We start from the raw sequence: 22,128 nt of genomic DNA, 5'->3' as shown, positions 1-22,128 counted from the left end.
GTGGAGTACAGGTCCGGGCAGTCTCAGCGAGCGGAGACGGCCTCGTCTACGGGTTGCGCCCGGCCGCGTCATCGGACAAGCGGATGCCGCGACCGGCTCGGATGCGCGCGTTTCCGGGCTCTCGGCGGCATTCCCGAACAATCCCGACGCCCCGAACGACGCATTCGGCCCCGATCGGATGCGGCCGCGCCGATAACGTCGGCCGGAGAGCTCGCTGGGGGGCTCTGCTTTCTCAGGGGGAGAAACACATGGCATCTCGCCGTGGCGCGCCATCGCGCCTGCTCGCATCCGTGGTCGCGTCCGCGGCCGCCGTCGCGCTCGTGCTCTCGGGCGCGAGCATCAGCTTCGCGGACACCGCCGAACCGGCTGCACCGCCGGCCGCGGTCGAAGTCGCGGCGGTGACCGATCCGGCGTCGCCCGAGGTGCCGGCGTCGGTGGCCCCGCCGTCGACGGATGCCGTGGCATCCGCTCCCGCCGCCGAGCCGGCCCCCGCGCCTGCCGCCCCTGCCGCGCCTGCACCCGTCCCTGCCCCGGATGCCGCGCCTGCCGCGCCCGCGCCTGCCGCGCCCGCCCCGCCGCGCGAGGAGGCTCCGGCCCGCGACGCCGCGGCTGACCCCGCGGCCGCGTTCGCCGCATCCGCCGAACCGGCCGAGTTCTTCTTCGACGGCGACCCTCGCGAGATCGTCGCGACGCCCGGCGCCGCCGGCGTCGCGACGCTCACCGGCACGGTCGTCGACGCCGGCTCGGGCGCACCCGTCGCGGGCGTCCGCGTCTGGGCGGCGAGCTCGGGCGGAGACAACGTCCCCGCCGCCAACGCCGTGCGCACGGCATCCGACGGCACCTTCACCGTGACGATCGCGGAAGGCTCGGGCTTCTACGGATTCGAGATCGGGCAGTCCGTCGAGACGATCCACCTCGGCGCGTACGGCTCGCTCGCGGGCGTCGCGTTCGACCACGCTTACGACCTGGGCGTTCTGACCGTCGAGCGCGGAGCGCTCCTGTCGGGGCGCATGGCGGCGCCCACGGCCGACGTCGCCGGCTTCGAGGCGTACGTCTCGATCGTTCCCGTCGGCGGATCGGGTCCGCAGTTCTGGTGGGGCGGCGACATCGCCGCCGGTGGGTCGACCGCCTGGCAGACGGTCGTGGCGCCCGGCACCTACACGGTCGAGTTCTCGAACCGCGGCCAGTTCGCCTCGGTCTGGTGGCAGAACGCCACCACCGCAGCGTCCGCCACCCCGGTGGCCGTCGCGGTCGGGCAGAGCCGCACCGGCATCGACGCGACCTTCACGCTCGGCGCGAACCGACTCTCGGGCACCGTCCGCAGCGCCGCTGGCGCACCGCTGGCCGGCGTCGCCGTGACCGCGATCGGCGGCAGCGGCAACGGCAACGGAAGCGCCTGGGCGACGACCGACGCGCAGGGCCGTTACCTGCTGTCGAACCTCGCCGCCGGCGAGTACCGGCTGGAGTTCCGCCCTCGGGCCGGAGACGGTCTCACCGCACACTTCCGCGGAGCGACCGCCGCGGATGCCGAGCGCATCGTCGTCGGCACCGACACCGTCCGCACCGGACTCGACGTCGCCGTCGTCCGCGGCGGAACCGTCACCGGCACCATCCCCGCCGAGCTGCGCGGCGACGCCACCCGGGTGTCGCTGACCGGCGACCGCACCTCCGGCTACCTGGGCGCCGCCCTCGGCGCCGACGGTTCGTTCGCCGTCACCGACGTCGCTCCGGGCACCTACGTCCTCGCCGTGGACGGCCGCACGCAGCTGTTCCTTCCCGGCGCCGTCGTCATGCGCGGTGCCGAGACCGTCGCGCTCGATCTGTCGAGCCTGCGCGCGGGAGACCTGACGGTCACCGTCGCCGCCGACCTCACCGGCTCCCAGATCGCGCTCGTCGACGCCGGCTCGAACGCCGGCACGAACACCGTCGTCGCCTCGCGCTGGATGGCCTCGGGTGAGACCGCGACGTTCCGCGTGCCGGCGGGCGACTACCTCGTCCGCTTCACCGGTGCGGGCGGCGTCGCGACCTACTTCCCGGCGTCGACGTCGCCGCGCGGCGCCACGGTGCTGACCGTCGCCCCGGACGCCCCGCAGGCCATCACCCTCACGGGCGGCACCGGCGAGATCTCGGGCACGATCGTCGACATCGACGGCTCCGCGGCGCTCGCCGGCATCGCCGTCGAGCTCTACCGTGCCGACCAGCTCGACGGCTCGCCCACGGCGACCACCGTGACCGGCGACGACGGCGCCTTCGCCTTCGCCGGCCTCGGCATCAACAACTACGCCGTCCGCGCAGTCGGCGGTGCGAGCCTCTACGTCGACCGCTGGTTCGGCCCGTCGGGCGGCCGCTCCGACGCCACCGCCATCGAGATCGGCGACGGCGGCAGGTTCGCGGACGCCGACCTCGCCCTCACCCTCGGCGGCGGCGTGAGCGGCACTCTCGCCGACACCGCGCAGTTCACGACGTGGGACCGGCTGTACCTCTCGTTCCGACAGGTCGACACCGGGCTCTTCCTCGACAGACGGGTCACCGTCGGCGACATCCAGCGCGACGGATCCTGGGCGGTGCTCGGCCTTCCGGCGGGAGACTACGACCTGCTCGCCTCGCTCGGATCCGACAGCCTCACGGGTGCCGGCCGCATCACGATCGAGCGCGGTGAGGTGACGGGCGGCATCGCCCTCGCGCTCCCGGCCACCCAACTCTCCGGCATCGTCACGAGCCCGACCGGCACCCCCGCCTACGCGGAGGTCACCGCCCACTGGACCGATCCGGGCATGGAGTGGGAGTCGACGCGAACGACCTACACGAACTCGACGACGGGCGCCTACCGCCTGAACGGAGTTCCCCAGGGCGCCGAGGTGCGTCTGGAATTCTCGGGCCGCTACGCCGGCCTCGGCACCCAGTGGTGGCAGGGAGCAGCGACGAAGGATGCCGCGACCCCCATCACGATCGGCGCGGAGCCCGTCGTCGCGAACGCGCAGCTGCCCGCCGGCATCCCGGTCAGCGGACGCCTCATCGACGCCGTCTCGGGCGAGCCCGTTGCGGGCGTGTACGTCAACTCGGGCGCGTACACAGGCCCCGACGGTCGCTTCCGCACCACGGCGCCCGCTCCCGGGCGCTTCGACCTGCAGACGCAGGGCGGCGATCGCTACGTCGCCGCGACCCTGACCTTCGACGTTCCCGACGCCGGTCTCGCAGACGTCGAGATCGCGCTCGAGCGCGGCTACGTGATCCGCGGCACGGTCTCGGCGGAGAACAACGGCGCGGCCCTGTCGGGGGTCAGCGTCACGGCGTACGACGCGGGCTCCGCGATGGACTGGCGCGGCTCGGCCTACTCCGCGGGGGGCACGTTCTCGACGCAAGCGCTTGCGCCCGGTCGGTACAAGCTGCAGGCGTCGAACCCGTCGGGCCTGTACGTCGCGCAGTGGTTCGACGGCGCCGACACCTTCGCCGACGCCCGGATCATCGAGATCGTCGACCGCGACGTCGACCTCGACCTGATGCTCGGCCTCGGCGGCACCGCCTCGGGCCGGGTCGTCGACAGCGCCGGCGCTCCGATCGCCGGAGCACGGGTCGGCGTCGCGACGGCGCCGCAGACCGGTATCGCCCGGTTCTTCGCCGACGCGTGGTCGCTCGTGAGCGGGGCGCCCGCGGGCAACCCGATCCTCGGAATCGAGGTCACGACCGACGCGAACGGCGAGTTCCGCCTGCCGCCGCTCGAGGCCGGCGACTACACGATGTACGTCACGTCCGAGGGGCTCGGCACGATCTGGTTCGACGGCGCGAAGACGCGCGCCGAAGCCGATGTCATCCGCATCACGCCGGGTCAGACCGTCACCTTCGCGGGGTCGATCGAGCTGCCGGCCCTCGCCGAGGGCGAGGAGCCGCTGAGCCCGGAGCAGACGCTCAGCGCCGACTTCGCGATCATCGCGAACCCCGTCGACGTCTCGGCGGATGCCGGAACCGACGCCGTCTTCACCGCGCTCGCCTCGGGGCTTCCGGCCCCGACCGTGCAGTGGCAGGTGCGCCCGGGCGGCGGCAAGTGGGCCGACATCGTCGGCGCGATCGACTCGCGCCTGACGGTGCCGGCGGTCACGGCGGCCGACGACGGCTCGGAGTACCGCGCCGTCTTCGCGCGGGGAGCCGAGACCCTGACGTCCGGCCCCGCCCGGCTGAGCGTCACCGAGCCCGCGTCGGCCCCGGCCGCCCCGGCCGCGCCGACCATCGGCGAGGTCACGACGACCTCTGTCGCCCTCACCTGGAGCGCCCCCGCCGACGGCGGCTCGCCGATCACGGGCTACCGCGTCGAGGTGTTCGAGAAGGATGCCGCGACGCCCGTCCGCACCGTGCCGCTCGGGAACGTGCGCGCACAGACGATCGGCGGCCTGACGCCGGGCATCGCGTACGAGGTCTCCGTGTCGGCGGTCAACGCCGTCGGCGTCGGCGCGGCATCCTCGCGTGCGGCCGTCACGACGCTCGCCCTCACCGCGCCGGGTGCGCCCACCGGCCTGGCTATCGGCACGACCACGCCCACGTCGATCGCCGTCTCGTGGTCGGCTCCCGCGTCGACGGGCGGCACCCCGATCACGGGATACGTCGTCAGCGCCCGCCCCGCGGGAGCGGCGATGCCGACGACGGTCGTCGAGGTGGCCGCCGGTCTGCAGGCCGCGACCCTGACGGCGCTCGCGTCCGACACCGAGTACGAGATCGCGGTCGTGGCGCGCAACGCCGTCGGCGACGGCGCGCCCGCGACGACGACCGCCCGCACGGCCGAGAAGCCGCCGGTGCTCATCGTGCCGGGCGCCCCGACCGACGTGCGCACGACCGATGTCGGCACCGCGTCGATCGTGCTCGGGTGGACGGCTCCTGCCTCGGACGGCGGCTCGCCGATCACGGGATACGTCGTGACGGTCGCGACCGGCGGTCAGGTGGTCGCGGCAGCCGTCGAGATCGACGGGGAACGCGCGCTGGTGGGCGGACTCGCTCCGGCGACCGCGTACGAGATCTCGGTCGCCGCGGTCAACGCGATCGGCACGGGAGCACCGTCCACGCCGCTGCCGGTGACGACGGCGACGCCGGCCGCGGTGGTTCCGGAAGCCCCGACGGCGGTCTCGGCGGGAGCTGCGACGGTGACCTCGGTCGTCGTGACGTGGGGCGAACCCGAGTCCGACGGGGGAGCGGCCGTGCTCGGCTACGACATCGTCGTGCTCGCCGGCGGCGAGCCTGTCGCCGCGCAGATCGTCGTGAACGGCACCGAGGCGATCGTGTCGGGGCTCGCGCCCGACACCGCTTACGAGATCGTCGTCGCGGCGCGCAACGTCGTCGGCGCCGGACCGGGCGCGCGCGCCGAGGCGCGGACGCTCACCGCGACCGACCCGGGCACGGGTGAGCCGGGCACCGGCGGGCCGGGTACGGGGGAGCCGACGCCCGCGCCGACGACGCCCGCGCCGAGCCCGACACCCGGCACGACCGCGCCGGGCCTGCCGTCGACGGGACCGTCGGCGCAGCCGGTGGCACCCGCATCCGCATCGCTGACCGATGCGAGCCGCGGGGGTCTGACCCTCGCGCCGGGCACGGTCGCTCCTGGCGACACCGTGCGGATGTCGGGGCTCGATGCGGGGCGGACCTACCACGTGTGGTTCTTCTCGACGCCGACGTTCGCCGGCACGGTGACGGCGGATGCGGTCGGCACGGCGCTCGTGCGGGTGCCGGCGGGCCTCGCCCCCGGCGCGCACCGGATCGTCGCGGTCGATGCCGCGACGGGAGAGGTGGCCGGATGGGAACCGGTCACGGTCGCCGCGCGCCTGGCGGCCACGGGCGGACAGCTCCCGGTCGCGGGAGCGCTGTTCGGCGGCATCCTGCTGCTGGCGGGACTGTCGCTGGCGGCCGCCGGACGGGCGCGCCGGTCGGCCTAGCTGATGGGGGGCGGGAGCGCGGGTCGGGGGACCCGCGCTCCCGTGCGCACTGCGCCCGCGCTCGCGACGACGACGCACACGATGCCGATGAGCGACAGCGGAGACAGTGTCTGACCGAGCAGGACGAACCCGGCTCCGGCGGCGATCGCGGGGGCGAGTGCCAGCAGAATCGCGAACGCGGACGCCGACATGCGCCGCAGCGCGGTCAGCTCGAGGGCGTACGGGATCGTCGATGACAGCACCGCGATCGCGAATCCCGCGACGAGGATGCGCGGGTCGAACAAAGCCGTGCGCTCGACGACGACGAGAGCGATCGGCGCGGTGATGAGGGCGGCCAGGGCGGTGGCGAGGGCGAGTCCGCTGACACCGGCGAAGTGCCGTCCCGTCGACTGCGAGAACAGGATGTAGCCCGCCCACAGGGCGGCGGCCGCCACCGCGAACACGACGCCGAGCGGATCGAGGTCGGCGAGACCGCCGCCGAGCAGGAGCACACCGACCAGGGCGATCCCCGCCCACAGGGCGCTCAGCCACCGGCGTCCCGCCAGCACGCTCAACGTCAGCGGGCCGAGGATCTCGATCGTGACCGCGGCTCCCAGCGGCAGGCGCTCGAGCGAGAGGTAGAAGAAGACGTTCATGCCGCCCAGCACGAGTCCGAACCCCGCGACGGTGCGCCACGCGATCGGCGTCCGACCGCGCAGCCCCGGGCGGACGAGCGCGAGCAGCACGATCGCCGAGAAGACCAGGCGCAGCGCGACCATCCCGATCGGCCCGACCGCCGGGAAGAGCGTCACGGCGAGCGAGGCGCCGACCTCCTGGCACATCAGTCCGATGACCACGAGCGACGGCCCGAGGACGCCCGCCCCGGGCCCCGGCTGCGACCCCTGGTCGGCCCCCGGCGACGTCACCGGTCGTGGGTGCGGAGCCACGACGAGAACGACTGCGCCGGTGTCCCGGTGACGGTCTCGATGTCACCGCTCACGGTCGCCATGTCGCCGCTCGCGATCGCGGTGTAGGTGCTCACCCAGGCGTCGACCTCCCAGTCGGGCGCGCCGTAGTGCGCCCGTGACGCGTACGCCTCGGGCACGGTCTCGTTCTCGAACCGGATGCTGCGCCCCCGCGCCCGCGACAGGGTGTCGGCGACCTCGGTCAGGGTCAGCGCCTCGGGCCCCGTCAGGTCGTACGTGCGGCCGGCGTGCGCCGACGGATCGAGCAGCACGGCGACGGCCGTCCGCACGATGTCATCGCGGGCGACGATCGCGACACGGCCGTCGGCGGCCGGGCCGCGGATCGCGCCGTCGTCGCCGACCATCAGCTCCATGAACTCCGCGTAGAAGCTGTCGCGGAGGAAGGTCCAGGCCATGCCGGATTCCCGGATGTGCTGCTCGGTGTGGAAGTGGTCGCGCGCGAGCGTGAACACCGCGTCGGGCGCAGCGGCGGCGAACGACGTGTACACGACGTGCGCGACGCCCGCCTCGGCCGCGGCGTCCACGACGGTGCGATGCTGCTGCAGGCGGTCGCTGCTCTCGGCGGCCGAGACCAGGAAGAGGGTGTCCGCGCCGCGGAGGGCGGCGACGGCCGCATCCCGATCTCCGTACGAGGCCGATCGCACCTCGGCGCCCGCCAGCCGCGGTGCCCGCTCGGGGGAGCGGACGACGAGCAGCTGCGGGATGCCGCGCGCCGCGAGGTCGGCGGCGACACGGCCGCCCAGGAAGCCGGTCGCACCGGTGACGGCGAGCGCGGGTGTGGTCATGTCCGAGTCCTTCCGGCGTGTGCGCTCATCGTACCGAGCAGCCCGATGAGGGCGCCCACGGTGGGGGTGGCGACGCGGAGGCAGGCGATTCGTCGCACACAGGTGGATGCCGCCCAGATCCTCCTGCGTCGGCGAGATCGCCTGCGCCCGATGCCGCCCGGCGCGACCGGCGGGTCAGTGGGCGCCGTCGAGGCGGCCGGTCAGACGGCCGTGGAAGGCCGCGGCATCCGCGTTGAGGCCCTCGATCGAGACGGTCTTGCCGAGCCGCTCGTACTTCGCGACGATCGCGTCGAGGGCGGCGACGGTCGAGGCGTCCCAGACGTGGGAGCGGCTCATGTCGATGACCACCCGGTCGGGATCGTCGCTGTACGAGAACTGCGTCGTCAGATCGTTGCTCGAGGCGAAGAACAGCTCGCCGTCGACGACGTAGTGCGCGACGGCGCCGTCTGCGGCCGCGGCATCCGAGCCCGAGCCCGAATCGACGCGGCGCTCGACGGTGGTGAAGTGGGCGACCCGACGGGCGAACATCGTCATCGCCGCGAGCACGCCGAGGATGACGCCGATCGCGAGGTTGTGCGTCCAGACGGTGGCGACGACGGTGATGAGCATGACCGCGGTCTCGCTCGGCGGCATCCGTCGCAGCGTCGCCGGACGGATGCTGTGCCAGTCGAACGTGCCGACCGAGACGACGATCATGACCGCCACCAGGGCCGCCATCGGGATGATGGCGACGATGTCGCCGAGGACGAGCACGAGCACGAGCAGGAACGATCCGGCGAGGAAGGTCGAGATCCGGGTGCGGGCGCCCGAGGCCTTCACGTTGATCATCGTCTGCCCGATCATCGCGCAGCCGCCCATGCCGCCGAACGCGCCGGAGAGGATGTTCGCCGCGCCCTGACCGAGCGCCTCGCGGGTCTTCGACGAGTGCGTGTCGGTGATGTCGTCGACGAGCTTCGCGGTCATGAGCGACTCGAGCAGTCCGACGAGCGCCATCGCGAGCGCATAGGGCGCGATGATCTGCAGCGTCTCGAGCGTGAACGGCACGTCGGGGATGAACAGCGACGGCAGGCTGTCGGGCAGCTCTCCCTGATCGCCGACGGTCGGCACGTTCCAGGCGAACAGCACGACTGCGGCCGTCAGCAGCACGATCGCGACGAGCGGCGCCGGCACCGCCTTGGTCAGCCGGGGGAGCGAGTACATGATCGCGAGGCCCGCGACGACGATCGGGTAGACGAGCCACGGGATTCCGTCGCCGAACAGCTGCGGCAGCTGCGCCGTGAAGATGAGGATCGCGAGGGCGTTGACGAAGCCGACCATGACCGAGCGGGGGATGAACCGCATGAGCTTGGCGACCCCGAGCACCGCCAGCACGATCTGGATGAGCCCGCCGAGGAGCACCGTCGCGATGAAGTACTCGATGCCGTGCTCGCGCACGACCGGGGCGATGACGAGGGCGACGGCGCCCGTGGCCGCGGTGATCATGGCGGGACGGCCGCCGAGGAAGGCGATCGCGACGGCCATGATGAACGACGAGAACAGGCCGTAGCGCGGGTCGACGCCCGCGATGATCGAGAACGCGATCGCCTCGGGGATGAGGGCGAGCGCGACGACGAGACCGGCGAGGACCTCGCGGGTGAGCAGGCGCGGGCTGCGGAGCGCCTGCAGCACGGTCGGTTCGATCGGACGGCGCGAGGGATGCCGGCGCGCGGGCCGGGCGGACGGTGCGGCGGTCACGGGATGCCCTTCGGGTGCGGGCGCTTCCGGGCGGGTCGGCGGGGGCGACGCGGCACATGGCGATGCGGCGCGCGACGGGCGCGGGAAGGATGCCGGGGGATGGGCGCACGAGCGGCGCTCGGGCTCCAGGGTAATGCACGCCGCGGACGCGACGGCCGCGCCCGTGTCACCCGCGCTCCGAAGAGGTCAAGCCCCTTTCCGGGCGTGCCGTCCGCGCCGACACTGGAGCGATGCGGCGGATCTTCTACGGGGCGGCGACCGTCGTGACCACGGACGATGTCGCGGACGCGCTCGTGCGGCTGACCGTCGCCGTGTCGAACTTCAATCAGACCGAGGCGGTGAGCTTCCCCGTCGTCGCCGATTCCTCCGGCGGAGTCGGAACCGCGCAGGTCGTCCTCGGCGCCGGCATCGCCCTCATGACCGGGCCGATCGGCTGGGACGGCGAGGAGCCGGACTTCTCGACCGGCGCGACTCTGCTGCGCATGCACAGCTACTTCCCGTACCGCGACGCCGATCCGGCACGCTCGGGTTCGCCGATCATCGAACCCGACCCCTGGGATCCCGAGCTCGAAGGATACTGAGCACGCGGGATACTGCGAGACTGGGCGCGAGCGGAGGATGCCCGGATGAGTTCACACCCCCTCGTCGTCGAGGCGCTGGCGGCCTGGCGTCGCCGCGAGCTCGAATCGGCGATCTCGGGTGCGCTCGCCGCCGCTGCCGCCGATCCGGCGGACGACCTGCCGCTGCGGCTGGCCGCGTCGATGGCCTTCCGAGCGCATCGGGTCGATCTGCTGCTGCCGGTGCGCGCCGACGTCGAGGCGCTGGCGCCGGGGATCGTCCGCGAGAGCGTGCGAGCCGTCATGCTGCTGGGGGCGGGCGACCTCGAGGGTGCGATCGCGCTCGTCCGATCGGTTGAGCCCGAAGGCGCCGGCGCTGAGGACCCGCTCGCCGACCACGGCTCGCTCCTGCCCGCGGCTCTCGCCCACGTCGCCCTCGGTGCCGTGGCCTCCGGCGCGTGGAGCGCCGCGCGCTCGTGCCTGCGGGCGGCGCGCGCCGCGCTCCCGCCGATCCCCGATGAGGTCGGCACGATCGAGCACTGGCACAACACCACCCTCCACTTCGACATCCTCGGCATGGACGCCGTCGTCGAGGCGCACACGGGCTCGGGAGGCTCGGCCCGAGCGGCCCTGTCGGCGGCGCTCGCTCCGCTGCGCGCCCGCAACAGTCTGACGACCGCGCACGCGCTCGCGCTCGTCTGCCTCGGCGACGTCGAGCACGTCTCCGGTCAGCTCGGCGAGGCGGCGCTCAACCTCGCCCGGGGCGCGCGGCTCGCGCATGCCTCGCGTCCCGGCATCCGGGTGCACGCCGAGGTCGAGCTCGCCTTCGTGCGCATCCGACAGGGCCGGTGGGACGACGCCGTCTCGGTCGTGCGCCGCACCGCGCCGCCGCGCGAGTCGATGGAGCACGACTGGCTCGAGCCTCAGGCGCTCGCGATGCACGGCCTGCTCCTGGCGATCCGAGGCGACCTCGACTCGAGCCGTCCGGTGCTCGACCGCGCCGCCCTGCTGCTGCGTCACACCCCGTCGTTCCTGGCCTCGATGGTCCTCACCCACGCCCGCATGCTCGTCGCGATCACGCGGGGCGACTGGCGGGACCTCCGCCGTGCGCTTCAGGATGCCGCCGAGCCGGGCTACCGGCATCCCTACCGGCGCGGCGAGTGGAACACGCTGACGCTGCTGGCCGCCTGGCACCTGCGGAGCATCACCGAGTTCCGGCGCGGTGTCGGCCGCTGGGGACAGCAGGCGGATGCCGCGCGCGACCCCTACTACTGGGCGTTCGTGTCGATCCTCGCCGAGCACGACGAGCGCACGGGGGACTCCATCACCGCGGTCGAGCGGGCGCTCGAGCTGCTGACGCTCGACGAGGATCCGCTCGGACGGGCGTGGGTGCGGGTCGTCGCGGGCATCTGCTTCGGACGGTTCGGCTCGGGAGGCGAGCCCGACCCGGCGCGAGCGCTCGCGGTGTACGAGGAGGCGAGCGCCGAGCTGCGCGAGCTCGGTGCCACGGCGCTCAGCGCCCGGTGCGACGAGGCCGTCGCCGCGACGATCGCGGAGCTCGCGCACAGCCAGGGCGAGCATCCGGCCTTCCGGCTGACCGAGCAGCAGCGGCGCGTCGCCGACGCCGTCGGTCAGGGATACACGAGCGGAGAGATCGCCGGCATCCTGCACCTGTCGAAGCGGACCGTCGACTACCACGTCGCGAACATCATGCGCCGGCTCGGGGCGTCGAACCGCCGCGAGATCACGCGCATCCTCGGCTCGGGGCGCTGACCGGCGGCGGGATCATACTCGCCGGAGCCCGCGCCGCCGCACGCGCCTAGGCTGTTGCGGTGGGCAGATTCCTGTATCAGAACGCGGCGAACTCGGTCGAGGTCGACGATCGCGCGCTCGCGCACCTCCGACTGGTCATCATGACGAAGCTGCGCCGCGGCGAGCCGTTCATGTTCGAGACCAGCTCGCCGCACGGCACCGGCCGCCGCGACTTCTGGATGCACCCGACCATCGCGGTGCAGTTCTACTTCGCGGGAAGCCGTCCGCCCCAGATCAACCACCGATGGGTCGAGTCGCTCATGGAGTCGGCCAACAGCGCCGACGGCCTGCGGATGGTGCCCGAACCGCAGGGCTGAGGCCGAGCCGACCCCGTTCTGCCGCCGACGGCAGATCGGCATCATCCGAACGGACGATCTTCGCCGCCCGCACCCCGAAATTACCCTCCGATAGGGCACTATCGTCCCCGGGGGATGCGATGGTGCGATACGCGGATGATCGAGCGAGCTCGATTCTCGGACGGACGATCGGCGACGACGGGGCGCACGATCGGCCGCGGCCGCGGCTGCGCGGCGACAGTCGGGCGGTGTCGCCCGGCGACGTGTTCGTGGCGCTCTGCTCGGGGGCGCCGGCGCGGAGGCACATCGACGAGGCGCTCGTGCGCGGTGCCGGCGCGGTGCTGGCCGCCGACGACGTCGGTCATCCCGATCCGCGGGTGCGCCGCATCCCGGATCTGCTCATCCGTATCGGAGCCCTGGCGTCGGAGTACACCGGAGACCCGTCGGCCCATCTCGCCGTCGTGGGAGTCACCGGCACCAACGGCAAGACCTCGACGGTGCAGCTGCTCGCGCAGGCGTGGACCGGTCTCGGCCTTCCCGCGGCGACGATCGGCACGCTCGGAGCCGGGATGCACGGCTCCCTCGTGCCCACCGGCCTCACGACGCCGGGGGTCGTCGAGTTCCACGAACTGCTCGCCGATTTCCGACGAGCGGACGCCGCTGCGGTCGCCGTCGAGCTCAGCTCCCACGCGCTGATGCAGGGGCGCGTCGACGGTGCGCGGTTCGACGTCGCCGCCTTCACGAACCTCACCCGCGATCACCTCGACTACCACCCGTCGATGGACGCGTACGGCGAGGCGAAGCGCCGCATCCTGGAGCTTCCCGGGCTCTCGGCCGTGGCGATGAACGTCGACGATCCCTACGTGGCCGGTCTCGTGCCGCCGCGCGGCCTCGACCTCGTCGGCGTCTCGACGCGCGGGGCCCCGCACGCCGGGGTGCGGGCGGAGGCCGTCCGGCTGCATCCGAGCGGCGCCGATTTCACCCTCGTCGTCGGGCGCGGCCGCGCGCACATCTCCTCCCCGCTGCTCGGACGCTTCAACGTCGACAACCTGACGATGACGGCGGCGATCCTGCACGCGCAGGGCGAGCCGATCGAGCGCATCGTCGACGCGCTCGCGGCGGTGCGCCGCATTCCGGGACGGATGCAGGTCGTGCAGCCGTACGCTGCGGGGCCGCGCGTCGTCGTCGATTACGCGCACACGCCCGACGCGCTGCGGCAGGCGCTGGCGGCCCTCTCGCCGCGCAGCGGTGACCTCATCGTCGTGTTCGGGTGCACCGGAGAGCGCGACCGGGGCAAACGCCCGGAGATGGCGGCGATCGCCGAGGCGGGCGCCGACCTGGTCGTCGTCACCGACGACGACGTGCACGGAGAGGACGGCGACGAGATCGTCGCCGAGGTGCTCGCCGGGTTCCGCGATGCGTCGGCCGTCCGGGTCGTGCGCGATCGCGCGCAGGCGATCCGAGAGGCGATCGCCGCCGCGGGCGCAGGCGACACGGTGCTGATCGCCGGCATGGGGCACGAAGCCGTCGTGAGCGCGTCGGGCGAGCCGGTCGGCACCGACGCGACCCTCGCGGCGGACGCGCTGCGCGCCCGGACGCCCGCCCGCTGACGGGCGGGATACATCCGTCGGACCAGTGGTGCTGGTGTGGCTTCGGGCCGCTGCAGGCTGATCACCAGCCCCAGCGGCCCGACGAACGTATCCCGCGCAAGCGGTTACACGGCGTGCCCTCGGGCGAAACGCCGCCGAAATGCGCGCGGGCCACTCTCGGACCCAGGCCGCACGCCAGATCCGGCGGCCCCGCACCACGAGCACCACTGCGCCACTACTGCACCACTCCTGCACCCATCCGCCGCTCACCCGGAGCGATGCTTCGTCGCGCCGGAAGATCGAGAGGACCCCTGTGGTCACCACCCGTCCCGCCCGCAACACACCCGATTCCCGACCGCGCGCCGGTCTGCGCCGCGCCGTCGCCGCCGCCACTGCCGGCCTGCTCGCCGCCGCCGGAGCCGTCGCCCTCGAACCGCTCGCCCCGGCCGCGGTCGCCGCCGACGGCGACAAGCCCAAGATCGTCGTGGTCGCCACCGGCGGCACCCTCGCCGGCAAGGCGGGCGGTCGCGACACCTACACGAGCTACCGCGCCGGCACGTACCCGATGGCCGACATGGTCGGCGTCCTACAGCCCGAGCTGTCGGCGTTCGCCGACGTCGAGGTCGTCCAGTTCGGCAACGCCGGGTCGGGCGGCTACTCCATCGCCCAGTACCACGACCTCACGATCGCGGTCGAAGACGCCCTGGCCGACGCCGACGGCGTCGTCGTGACGACCGGAACCGACACGATGGAGGAGTTCGCCTACTGGCTCGACCTCACCGTGCAGAACAAGAAGCCGGTCGTCATCACGGGCGCGATGCGTCCGTGGGCGGCGGGCAACACGGCATCCGAGTCGATGGTGCTCGGCACCGACGGGCCCGCGAACCTGTTGCAGTCCATCCGTCTCGCGGCGAGCCAGGAGACCTACTGCTTCGGCACAGTGCTCTCGCTCAACGACGAGGTGCACGCCGCGCGCGATGTCACCAAGGGCAACTCCACGCGCAACGACACGTTCGTCACCCGCATGTCGGGCGTGCTCGGCTGGATCGACGGTTCCGACGTGATCATCAACCGGGCCCCCGCCCGCGTGCTCGACTGCGCCACGAACGACTGGTTCACCCCGTTCGACCTCCGGACGGTCGCCCGCGACGCCCACAAGCGCGTCGAGATCTTCTACAACGCGCAGGCCGTCGGCGGCGAGGCGATCACCGCGTGGGCGGATGCCGGCGTCGCCGGCGTCGTCACGGCGGGCACCGGCGCGGGCGGCATCTCGTCGGCCGCCGGCACGGCGCGCACCGCGGCTGCCCGTGACAAGGGCGTCTGGTTCGTCTCGACCACGCGCACCGGAAGCGGCTCGGTGAGCGGCGGATCGGGCAACATCATCGCCGGCGGCGACCTGCTGCCGCAGAAGGCCCGCCTGCTCCTGATGCTCTCGCGTTCGTTCACCGAGGACATCGCTGTCGCCCGCGGCTGGTTCCAGACCCTCGGGTCGCCGACCTTCGACTCGTCCGCACTCGCCGACACCGTGCCGCCCACGCGCGTCGTCGACCCCGAGCCCGAGCCCGAGCCGCAGCCCGAACCCGGCGAGACCGGCGCCCCGACCGAGCCCGGAACCCCCGGCGAGCCCGCGCCCGCGCCGACCGACGGCGCCGTGCCCGCCCCGGGCGCGACCGACGGCGCGTCGCCGTCACCGGCCGCGACCGATGCCGCCGCCGCCGGTGCGCTGCCCTTCACCGGCGGCACCGCCGGCACGGTCGGCATCGTGAGCCTGCTCGGCGCCCTCGCGCTCGCCATCGGCGCGACGACCCTCTGGCAGCACCGCCGCCGCGTCGCCCTGGAGCGCGGCCTGACCGGCTGACCCTCCGCCACCGCCCGCGAGACAGCACGTTCGCGCCGAGAGCCCGGGTTTCCCCCGCGCTCTCGGCGCGAAACTGCGGGGTCGCGGGTGGGAGGATGACGGAATGCCCGACTCCGCCGCATCCTCTCGCGCCCTGCCCCTCGACACCGCCGCCGCCGAGCGGATGTGGGAGGAGTACCGGGCGGCGCGCCCCGAGGCGGTCGCCGGTGCCCCCGAGCACACGATCGAGCATTTCGGCGACTCGGCGCGTCTGGCCGACGAGCTCCTGGACATCGTGCTGTCAGGCCGTAAGCGCGCGACCGCCGAGCTGGTCGCCGACTTCGTCGCCCGCGGCGACGGACTGCCGCGGGTCGGCTCGCACTGGATCGCCTGCGACAGCACGGGCGCACCGCGCATCGTGATCCGCAGCACCGAGCTGCGGATCGGTCCCTTCACGAGCGCGGATGCGGCCTTCGCCGCCGACGAGGGCGAGGACGACGGCACGCTCGAGAGCTGGCAGCGCGAGCACCGCGTCTACTGGAATCGGGTGAGCGCAGCCCGCGGTGCGGTCTGGTCCGAGTCCGACGAGATCGTGTTCGAGCGCTTCGCCGTCGTCTGGCCGCCCGAGCACGCCGACTGACCGCGCCGGTCTGCTCCCCCGATACATCCGTCGGGTCGGTGGTGCTGGTATGGCTTCGAACCGCTTCAGGCTGATCACCAGCCCCAGCGGCCCGACGAACGTATCCCCATCCGCCCCCACAAGCCGGGGGACTACGCTGTGCCCCGGCGGCGCGGCGCCGGCGCGGCGGGAGGCGACATGGACCGAGTGCTCGACATCGGCATCCTCTCGGGGCCGGCCGTCATCGCGACCTGGATCCTCGCCGCCGTGGCGTTGCTGCTGCTGATAGCGATCCGGCCGAGCCGCCGATGGATCCGTGGCCGATGGATGCTGACCGCCGCCGTCGCCGCGGTCGGCTTCGGCGTCGTCGGCATCGCCCTCACCTGGCTGCTCGCCGATCACTACAACCTGTTCGGCGTCGTCCTCACCGCGGACTCGCGCATGTGGATCGCGCTGGCCTTCGCCGGCATCGGCATCGCGCTCGCGTCGCTGTGGCGCGCGACGTGGCGACGGGCGATCGCGGCGCCGCTCGCGATCGTGCTGTTCGCCCTGACCGGGGCGATGGGCGTCAACATCGCCTTCGGGCAGTACCCGACCCTCCGCGCCGCTCTCGGTCTGCCGGCCTTCGGCGCGGCGGATCTGCCGCCGGTGGACCCCGGCGACGCCGACCGTCCGACGATCGACGACTGGACGCCCCCGGCGGGCATGCCCGCGCAGGGCACGGTCGGAACCGTGACCATTCCGGCGACGGCGTCGGGCTTCGCCGCGCGACCGGCCGTCGTCTACACGCCCCCGGCGGCGCTGACGGACAACCCGCCGCTGCTGCCGGTGCTCATCATCATGTCGGGTCAGCCCGGCTCGCCCGAGGACCCCCTGACGGCGGCTCACCTGCAGCAGTCGCTCGACGCGTACGCCGCGGCCCACGACGGGCTCGCCCCCTTCGTCGTCTCGCCCGACCAGCTCGGCTCGCCCGACGCGAACCCCATGTGCATCGACTCGGCGCTCGGCAACTCGGCGACCTACCTCACCGTCGACGTTCCGAACTGGATCCGTGCGAACCTGCCGGTGCTCGATGCGCCCGGCGGCTGGGGGATCGGCGGACTGTCCCAGGGTGGGACGTGCTCGATCCAACTGGGCGCGGCGCATCCCGAGCTCTTCAGCGCGATCCTCGACGCGTCGGGCGAGGAGTTCCCCTCACTCGGCGACGAGGCGACGACGATCGCGCGCGGCTTCGCCGGCGACCAGGCCGCCTACGAGGCGGCGAAGCCCGCTGCCATCATGGCCGCGCACGCGCCGTACCAGGACATGATCGCCGTCTTCGGGGTGGGCAGCGACGACGCGGGGTTCCTGCCCGGCGTGCAGCGCATCTACCAGGAGGCGCAGGCCGCGGGCATGACGGCGTCGTACGTCGAGGCGCAGGGCAGCGCCCACGACGCCACCGCGTGGAGCTACATCTTCCAGCAGGGCCTCGAGACCATCGCCGACCATTGGGGGCTCGGGCGCTGACCCCGCACGGCGCGCGCGGGACTCAGCGGGCGCCGGCGCGCTCCCCGGGCCGCGGCTCGCGCAGCGAGCCCGCCATCCGCACGGCCTGCCCGAGCGTCAGGGTCGGCAGGTAGCACCGCGTGAGCGCCACGCCCAGGGCGGGCAGCACGGTCGCATCCGGGTACACCGCGTACAGCGGCACGAACTCCGGCTGGAACTTGCGCTTGAAGTTCAGGAGCGAGCGGAAGCCGTAGGCGGGCTCGAGGAGCGAGCCGAGGAGATCGAGCAGGCGGGCGACGTTGGACCGAGCCGCGTCGTCGTCGAGCCGGGTGGACGCGAGAGGCGACCCCGACAGGCTCAGCAGCGCGAGCCCGTCCGCCTTCATGCGGTCGGCGGCCGCGCCGATGACGAACTCCATGATGCCGTTCATCGAATCGCCCCGGCGGCGCATGAAATCGAGCGTGTAGCCGGTGACGCCGTCGGGGCCGAACATCGGCATCCAGCTCGTCACGGCATCGATGCGGCCGCTCTCGTGCACGGCGAGCATGAGCCGCACCGCCGGGTCGTCGAGCTCGTCGACACCGCCGAGGGTGAACTCCATCTCGGGCAGCGACCGGTCCGCCACCCACGCCTCGGAGATGTCGCGGATCTGCGCGAGCTGCGCGGACGAGAGCTCCTGCCACGACGTCCAGACCGGGGCGATGCCCTCTCGAGCCGCACGATTGGTGGCGGTGCGGATGTCCTGCCGCTTCTTTCCGGCCGTGTTCCAGTCGGGCAGGCGCAGCACGGCCTCCTCGGCCACCGGCATCCGCTGCCAGCCGAGCCGGTCGTAGCCGTCGCCGTCGGTCGTATCGACGCTGTAGAACACCGCCGTCCAGCCGTGCGCACCGCAGAACTCGACGAACGCGGCGGCGACGTCGGGGCGGTCGTGATCGGGCCCGAACGGTCCGCCGAGGGTCACGGCGATCGCACCGCGCACCCGGTAGGCGATGGCCGCATCGGCCTGCGGCGCGAACCAGTAGGAGTTGCCGCGCCACGTCGACATGAACGACAGGGTGTCACCACCGCCGCGCTCGAGCACCGTGCGGGCACGCCGGCGGTCGGGGGCGTCCTGGACCGCCGCGGGGTTCAGCAGCACGAGGGCGACGGCCATGGTCAGCACGAGCCAGAACAGCAGCGACGGGAGGTACCACAGGGCCTGCGCGAGGCCGCTCTCGGGGACGAACTCGAGGATGTCGGACGGCAGCAGCGTCGGGGGGACGAGTCGCAGGGGCAGCCCGCGCAGCACGACGGCGGCATCCACCACCGGACGGAAACCGCCGGGGGCGAGGAGCGCCGCGACGAGGGAGACCGCGAGGACGCCGAGCGCGGTGCCGCCGACGGTGACGACGAAGGTGCGCTTCGCCCGCGTCGCCGTCGACACGCGGGCCGCGCCGCGGAAGAGCACGAGCGCGACGGCCACGAGCAGCGGCACGAGCGCGCCGACGATGACACCGGTGAGGGTCTGCCAGACGTAGTCGGTGGTGTCGGCGTCGAGCACCTCGCCGATGGCGGCGACGGTCTCGGGCTCGACGACGGCGAACGTGTACAGCATGCCGGCGAAGATGAGCAGGTTGACGACGACGGCGATCGAGAGGGCGATGCGTCGTCCGCCGCGGATGCCCCAGGCCGCCAGCAGCAGCACGATGAGGGGGAGGAGCGCGACGATGCCCGACCATCCCTGCAGGTCGGCGATCGTGTCGAATTCGCCCGGGCACGGAGCGCCCGGCGAGCCGAAGGCGCACACCTGACCGTCGACGACGCTCAGGGGGTCGACCGAGAGATAGCCGTACACCGACAGCAGGCCCGCGCCCGTGCCCGAGGCCGTAGCGATCACCGGGCCGATCGCGGTGATCGCGACGATCGCCGAGAGCAGCACGCGCTTCTCGTGGAACGAGCTGCGGACGAGCCGGAATCCGCGCGTCCGGCGTGCGCCGAGGGCGAAGCCGAGCACGAAACCGACGGGGATCGCCAGCAGCGAGAAGAGGTCGTTCGCCCCGCCGGAGTAGAGGTACAGGGTGACGGCGGTGAAGACCGCGAGCAGACGGATGCGGCGGCGCCAGAGCGGACTGAAGAAGCCGCTCGCGGCGACCGCCGTCGCGATCAGCGGCGCGGTCGGCGAGAAGACGTCGACCGCGGGGGCGTTCAGCGGCAATCCCGGCAGGTACGCCTCTTCGAAGAGATCGATCGCGAGGCCGAGGAAGGATGCCGCGATCCCGCCGACGAGGTAGGCGATCGCTGTGCGAAGGCTCCCCATGACGCGTTCGGCGGCCCCGACGGCGACGATCGCGAGCACGAGGAACGCCAGCAGGGCGGGCCCGTTCTCGATGACGAAGAGCGAGGTGAGCGTGCTCCACCAGTGGTGCGCGATCCGTGCTCCGGACTCGGGCTCGATGCCCGGGTCGAAGCCCCAGTCGACGGGCCGCAGGGCGAAGCGCAGGATGCTGAGCACCGCTGTCAGGGCGACGATGGTCAGGGTGACGGGGCGCACGCGCGACCAGGCGAGCACGCGGCTCGTGCTGCGCCGCAGGTCTCGCGCGGCGCCGCGGACACGGCCCGGGGCCGTGCCGGTGCGTTCGGGTGTCGTGCTCATCACCCTGCACGATAGCCCGCGCGGTGAGGAGCGCGCTGGTGGGCGGCTCAGCCCGCGCGGACGGAACCGAACCAGAGGGCGAAGTAGTACGAGAAGTTGCGGTTGCCGTAGGACGAGCAGGCGTCGCCGGTGCCCCATCCGGCGCTCATCGCTGCGTCGTTCGGCTGGTACGGCGTGTAGTTGTACAGGGCGGCGGTCGCGTCGTTCTCGATGACGACATCGGTGCCGCCGCAGTCGCGGTTCGGGTGGAATCCGATGAAGTGGGTGCCGGGCTGTCGCATGAATCGCGAGGCACGGTACGACGCGAGGTCGGTGGTGCCCGCGACGATCTGCGCGCCGACCCCCTCGTAGGCGGGATCGCACGGGGCGTCGTCGGGGCAGCTCGCACCCATCGCCGTGCGCAGGCGGGCTTCCGAGGGTGCTCGCGCCGCCCGGCCCGACACGAGCGACTGCTCCTTCTGGAGCGTCACGAGGATGACGCGGGCCGAGATGCCGCACGCCCGCTGCATCCGATCGATGATCTCGGCGACCCGGAGCTCGCCGCCCTCGACCGCGCGGCAGACGACCTCGCCCGTGCGCTCGGAGACGCGCGCCGGGCGAGAGGAGATGCCCGCCGTCACGACGTTCAGGCACCGATCGTTCGCGCAGGAGCCGATGCGATCGTCGAGGAAGCGCTGGATCTCGTCCGTGGTCATCGCGTCGTCGTCGTAGAACAGCGCGTCGTCGATGAGGTTGCCGGGGTCGATCTCGCCGGCGTTCGGCGGCAGCGCGGGGTCGTCGCTCACGGGACGATCGGGGACGGCCGCGATGATGGTCGCCGTCGTCGTGCCGATCGCGACGATGAGCGCCACGAACAGCGTGGGGACGAGGATCAGCGTCGTGACGATCGCGATGCGACGGCGTCGGCGCCGCAATCGGGTTCGCGAGACCATCCATCGATCGTCGCGCATCCGGACGAACGGAAGCTGGGAGCCGGGCGGAGTGGGCTATCGTGGGCGCCGACGGCCGGATGCGGCCGCGTCCCCCTGTGAGGTGCCGATGTCTCCCCGTGTGATCGCCGTTCTGTCGTTCGTCGCCGCCGCCCTCTTCGCGCTGGCGGGCGTCTTCTCCTTCGTCGGCGGGTCGACGGGAACCGGGTGGCTGTACCTGGTCGTGGCAGCCCTCTTCGTCGTCGCCGGCTTCCTGCGGGGCCGTGGGCTCGCGGGCCGACGCGCGGGTGGACGCTCGCGTCGACCGTAGCGACCCCGGTAGCGCGGAAGCGGCGACCCGCCCGAGCTCAGATCTCGAACTCCGGTTCCTCGCCCTCGGGCGCCTGACCGTGATCGGGCTCGGCGGCGGTGGAGGTGTCGGGCTCGGGGCCGGGCTCGATGGCGCCGGGGTTCCCGGCTTCGTTCCCCAGCTCCGGGTCGGTGGCTCGGTCGGGGTCGTCGATTCCTCGCTCGTTCATGACCCCAGTCCAGGGCCCCCGCCGCCGAGGAGGAACCCCGTTGACGCGTCGTCGCTCGCCTTGTAGCGCACATCCGCCGAAAATGCGAGCACATGCGCGATCGAATGCGCCGACCTACGGTGATGGGACCGGAATGATCCGTTCCGGCATCCGGGGTCACGTACTCCGGACGCAGATCGAGGGAAGGGGCCGATATGGGACTCGACGACAAGATCAAGAACGCAGCTCAGGACGTTGCCGGCAAGGCGAAGGAAGCCACCGGCAAGGCCACCGACAACGAGCGCCTCGAAGCCGAAGGTCACAAGGACCAGACCGCCGCCAACGTCAAGAAGGCCGGCGAGAACGTCAAGGACGCCTTCAAGTAAAGACGCTCCTTCACACGAGACGCCCCGGATCTTCGGATCCGGGGCGTCTCGCTGTCCTCACCCCCGTGCTGGGAGGGGGCGATACCTCAC

At 72.9% G+C, this 22,128-nt stretch carries 16 protein-coding genes; 10 read left to right on the top strand and 6 right to left on the bottom strand.

The window, feature by feature from the left end:
* Positions 1–248: 248 nt before the first annotated feature.
* Positions 249–5,915 carry a fibronectin type III domain-containing protein gene (locus tag F6B42_RS14125; protein WP_150420364.1) on the top strand — a complete coding sequence of 1,889 codons (5,667 nt, stop codon included), beginning with the start codon at positions 249–251 and terminating at the stop codon, positions 5,913–5,915.
* Here F6B42_RS14125 and F6B42_RS14120 read toward each other — a convergent pair.
* From F6B42_RS14120 to F6B42_RS14110, 3 genes are all read right to left on the bottom strand, one after another.
* A complete protein-coding gene (locus F6B42_RS14120) occupies positions 5,912–6,820 on the bottom strand; it encodes an EamA family transporter (protein WP_317983686.1) in 909 nt (302 codons plus the stop codon). The genes F6B42_RS14125 and F6B42_RS14120 overlap by 4 nt on opposite strands.
* Entirely contained in the window at positions 6,817–7,665 is an 849-nt protein-coding gene (locus tag F6B42_RS14115; RefSeq protein ID WP_150420363.1) for an SDR family oxidoreductase, read from the bottom strand. The genes F6B42_RS14120 and F6B42_RS14115 overlap by 4 nt, the downstream gene beginning before the upstream one ends.
* 174 nt (positions 7,666–7,839) lie before the next feature.
* The gene (locus tag F6B42_RS14110) at positions 7,840–9,399 is read right to left on the bottom strand and encodes a SulP family inorganic anion transporter (RefSeq protein ID WP_150420362.1); all 1,560 of its coding nucleotides are present in this window, start codon (positions 9,397–9,399) and stop codon (positions 7,840–7,842) included.
* Between the two features lie 230 nt (positions 9,400–9,629).
* Between F6B42_RS14110 and F6B42_RS14105 the strand changes: the two genes are divergently transcribed.
* The 7 genes from F6B42_RS14105 (at position 9,630) to F6B42_RS14075 (ending at position 17,615) form a co-directional block, all read left to right on the top strand.
* Positions 9,630–9,980: a hypothetical protein gene (locus tag F6B42_RS14105; RefSeq protein WP_150420361.1), complete on the top strand. Its 351-nt coding sequence runs from the start codon at positions 9,630–9,632 to the stop codon at positions 9,978–9,980.
* 45 nt (positions 9,981–10,025) lie between these two features.
* Positions 10,026–11,729, top strand: coding sequence for a LuxR C-terminal-related transcriptional regulator (locus F6B42_RS14100; protein WP_150420360.1), 1,704 nt, complete (start codon positions 10,026–10,028; stop codon positions 11,727–11,729).
* A gap of 59 nt (positions 11,730–11,788) precedes the next feature.
* Positions 11,789–12,085: a DUF7882 family protein gene (locus F6B42_RS14095; protein WP_150420359.1), complete on the top strand. Its 297-nt coding sequence runs from the start codon at positions 11,789–11,791 to the stop codon at positions 12,083–12,085.
* Positions 12,086–12,204: 119 nt separating this feature from the next.
* Positions 12,205–13,674 (top strand): Mur ligase family protein, encoded by a 1,470-nt coding sequence (locus F6B42_RS14090; protein WP_191089388.1) that lies wholly within the window; start codon positions 12,205–12,207, stop codon positions 13,672–13,674.
* 292 nt (positions 13,675–13,966) lie between these two features.
* Positions 13,967–15,511: an asparaginase gene (locus F6B42_RS14085; protein WP_223878529.1), complete on the top strand. Its 1,545-nt coding sequence runs from the start codon at positions 13,967–13,969 to the stop codon at positions 15,509–15,511.
* Between the two features lie 103 nt (positions 15,512–15,614).
* The gene (locus F6B42_RS14080; protein WP_150420357.1) at positions 15,615–16,130 is read left to right on the top strand and encodes an ASCH domain-containing protein; all 516 of its coding nucleotides are present in this window, start codon (positions 15,615–15,617) and stop codon (positions 16,128–16,130) included.
* 177 nt (positions 16,131–16,307) lie between these two features.
* Entirely contained in the window at positions 16,308–17,615 is a 1,308-nt protein-coding gene (locus F6B42_RS14075) for an alpha/beta hydrolase (protein ID WP_150420356.1), read from the top strand.
* A 22-nt stretch (positions 17,616–17,637) separates the two neighbouring features.
* On the opposite strand, the gene F6B42_RS14070 is transcribed toward F6B42_RS14075, so the two are convergent.
* Both F6B42_RS14070 and F6B42_RS14065 read right to left on the bottom strand, forming a co-directional pair.
* The gene (locus tag F6B42_RS14070; protein ID WP_191089387.1) at positions 17,638–20,226 is read right to left on the bottom strand and encodes a phosphatidylglycerol lysyltransferase domain-containing protein; all 2,589 of its coding nucleotides are present in this window, start codon (positions 20,224–20,226) and stop codon (positions 17,638–17,640) included.
* A 47-nt stretch (positions 20,227–20,273) separates the two neighbouring features.
* Positions 20,274–21,158 carry a hemagglutinin gene (locus F6B42_RS14065; RefSeq protein WP_150420354.1) on the bottom strand — a complete coding sequence of 295 codons (885 nt, stop codon included), beginning with the start codon at positions 21,156–21,158 and terminating at the stop codon, positions 20,274–20,276.
* Positions 21,159–21,264: 106 nt separating this feature from the next.
* On the opposite strand from F6B42_RS14065, the gene F6B42_RS14060 reads away from it, so the two are divergent.
* Entirely contained in the window at positions 21,265–21,465 is a 201-nt protein-coding gene (locus F6B42_RS14060) for a hypothetical protein (protein ID WP_150420353.1), read from the top strand.
* Between the two features lie 37 nt (positions 21,466–21,502).
* Here the strand turns inward: F6B42_RS14060 and F6B42_RS14855 are convergent, their stop codons facing one another.
* On the bottom strand, positions 21,503–21,673 hold the full coding sequence (locus tag F6B42_RS14855; RefSeq protein WP_191089386.1) for a hypothetical protein: 171 nt from the start codon (positions 21,671–21,673) through the stop codon (positions 21,503–21,505).
* 194 nt (positions 21,674–21,867) lie between these two features.
* On the opposite strand from F6B42_RS14855, the gene F6B42_RS14055 reads away from it, so the two are divergent.
* Positions 21,868–22,038, top strand: a complete 171-nt coding sequence (locus tag F6B42_RS14055) for a CsbD family protein (RefSeq protein ID WP_094260399.1) — start codon at positions 21,868–21,870, stop codon at positions 22,036–22,038.
* Positions 22,039–22,128: the final 90 nt, after the last annotated feature.

It is taken from the genome of Microbacterium radiodurans, from assembly GCF_008710705.1.
Lineage (GTDB): Bacteria > Actinomycetota > Actinomycetes > Actinomycetales > Microbacteriaceae > Microbacterium > Microbacterium radiodurans.
This window is presented reverse-complemented; position numbering and strand designations above follow the sequence as displayed.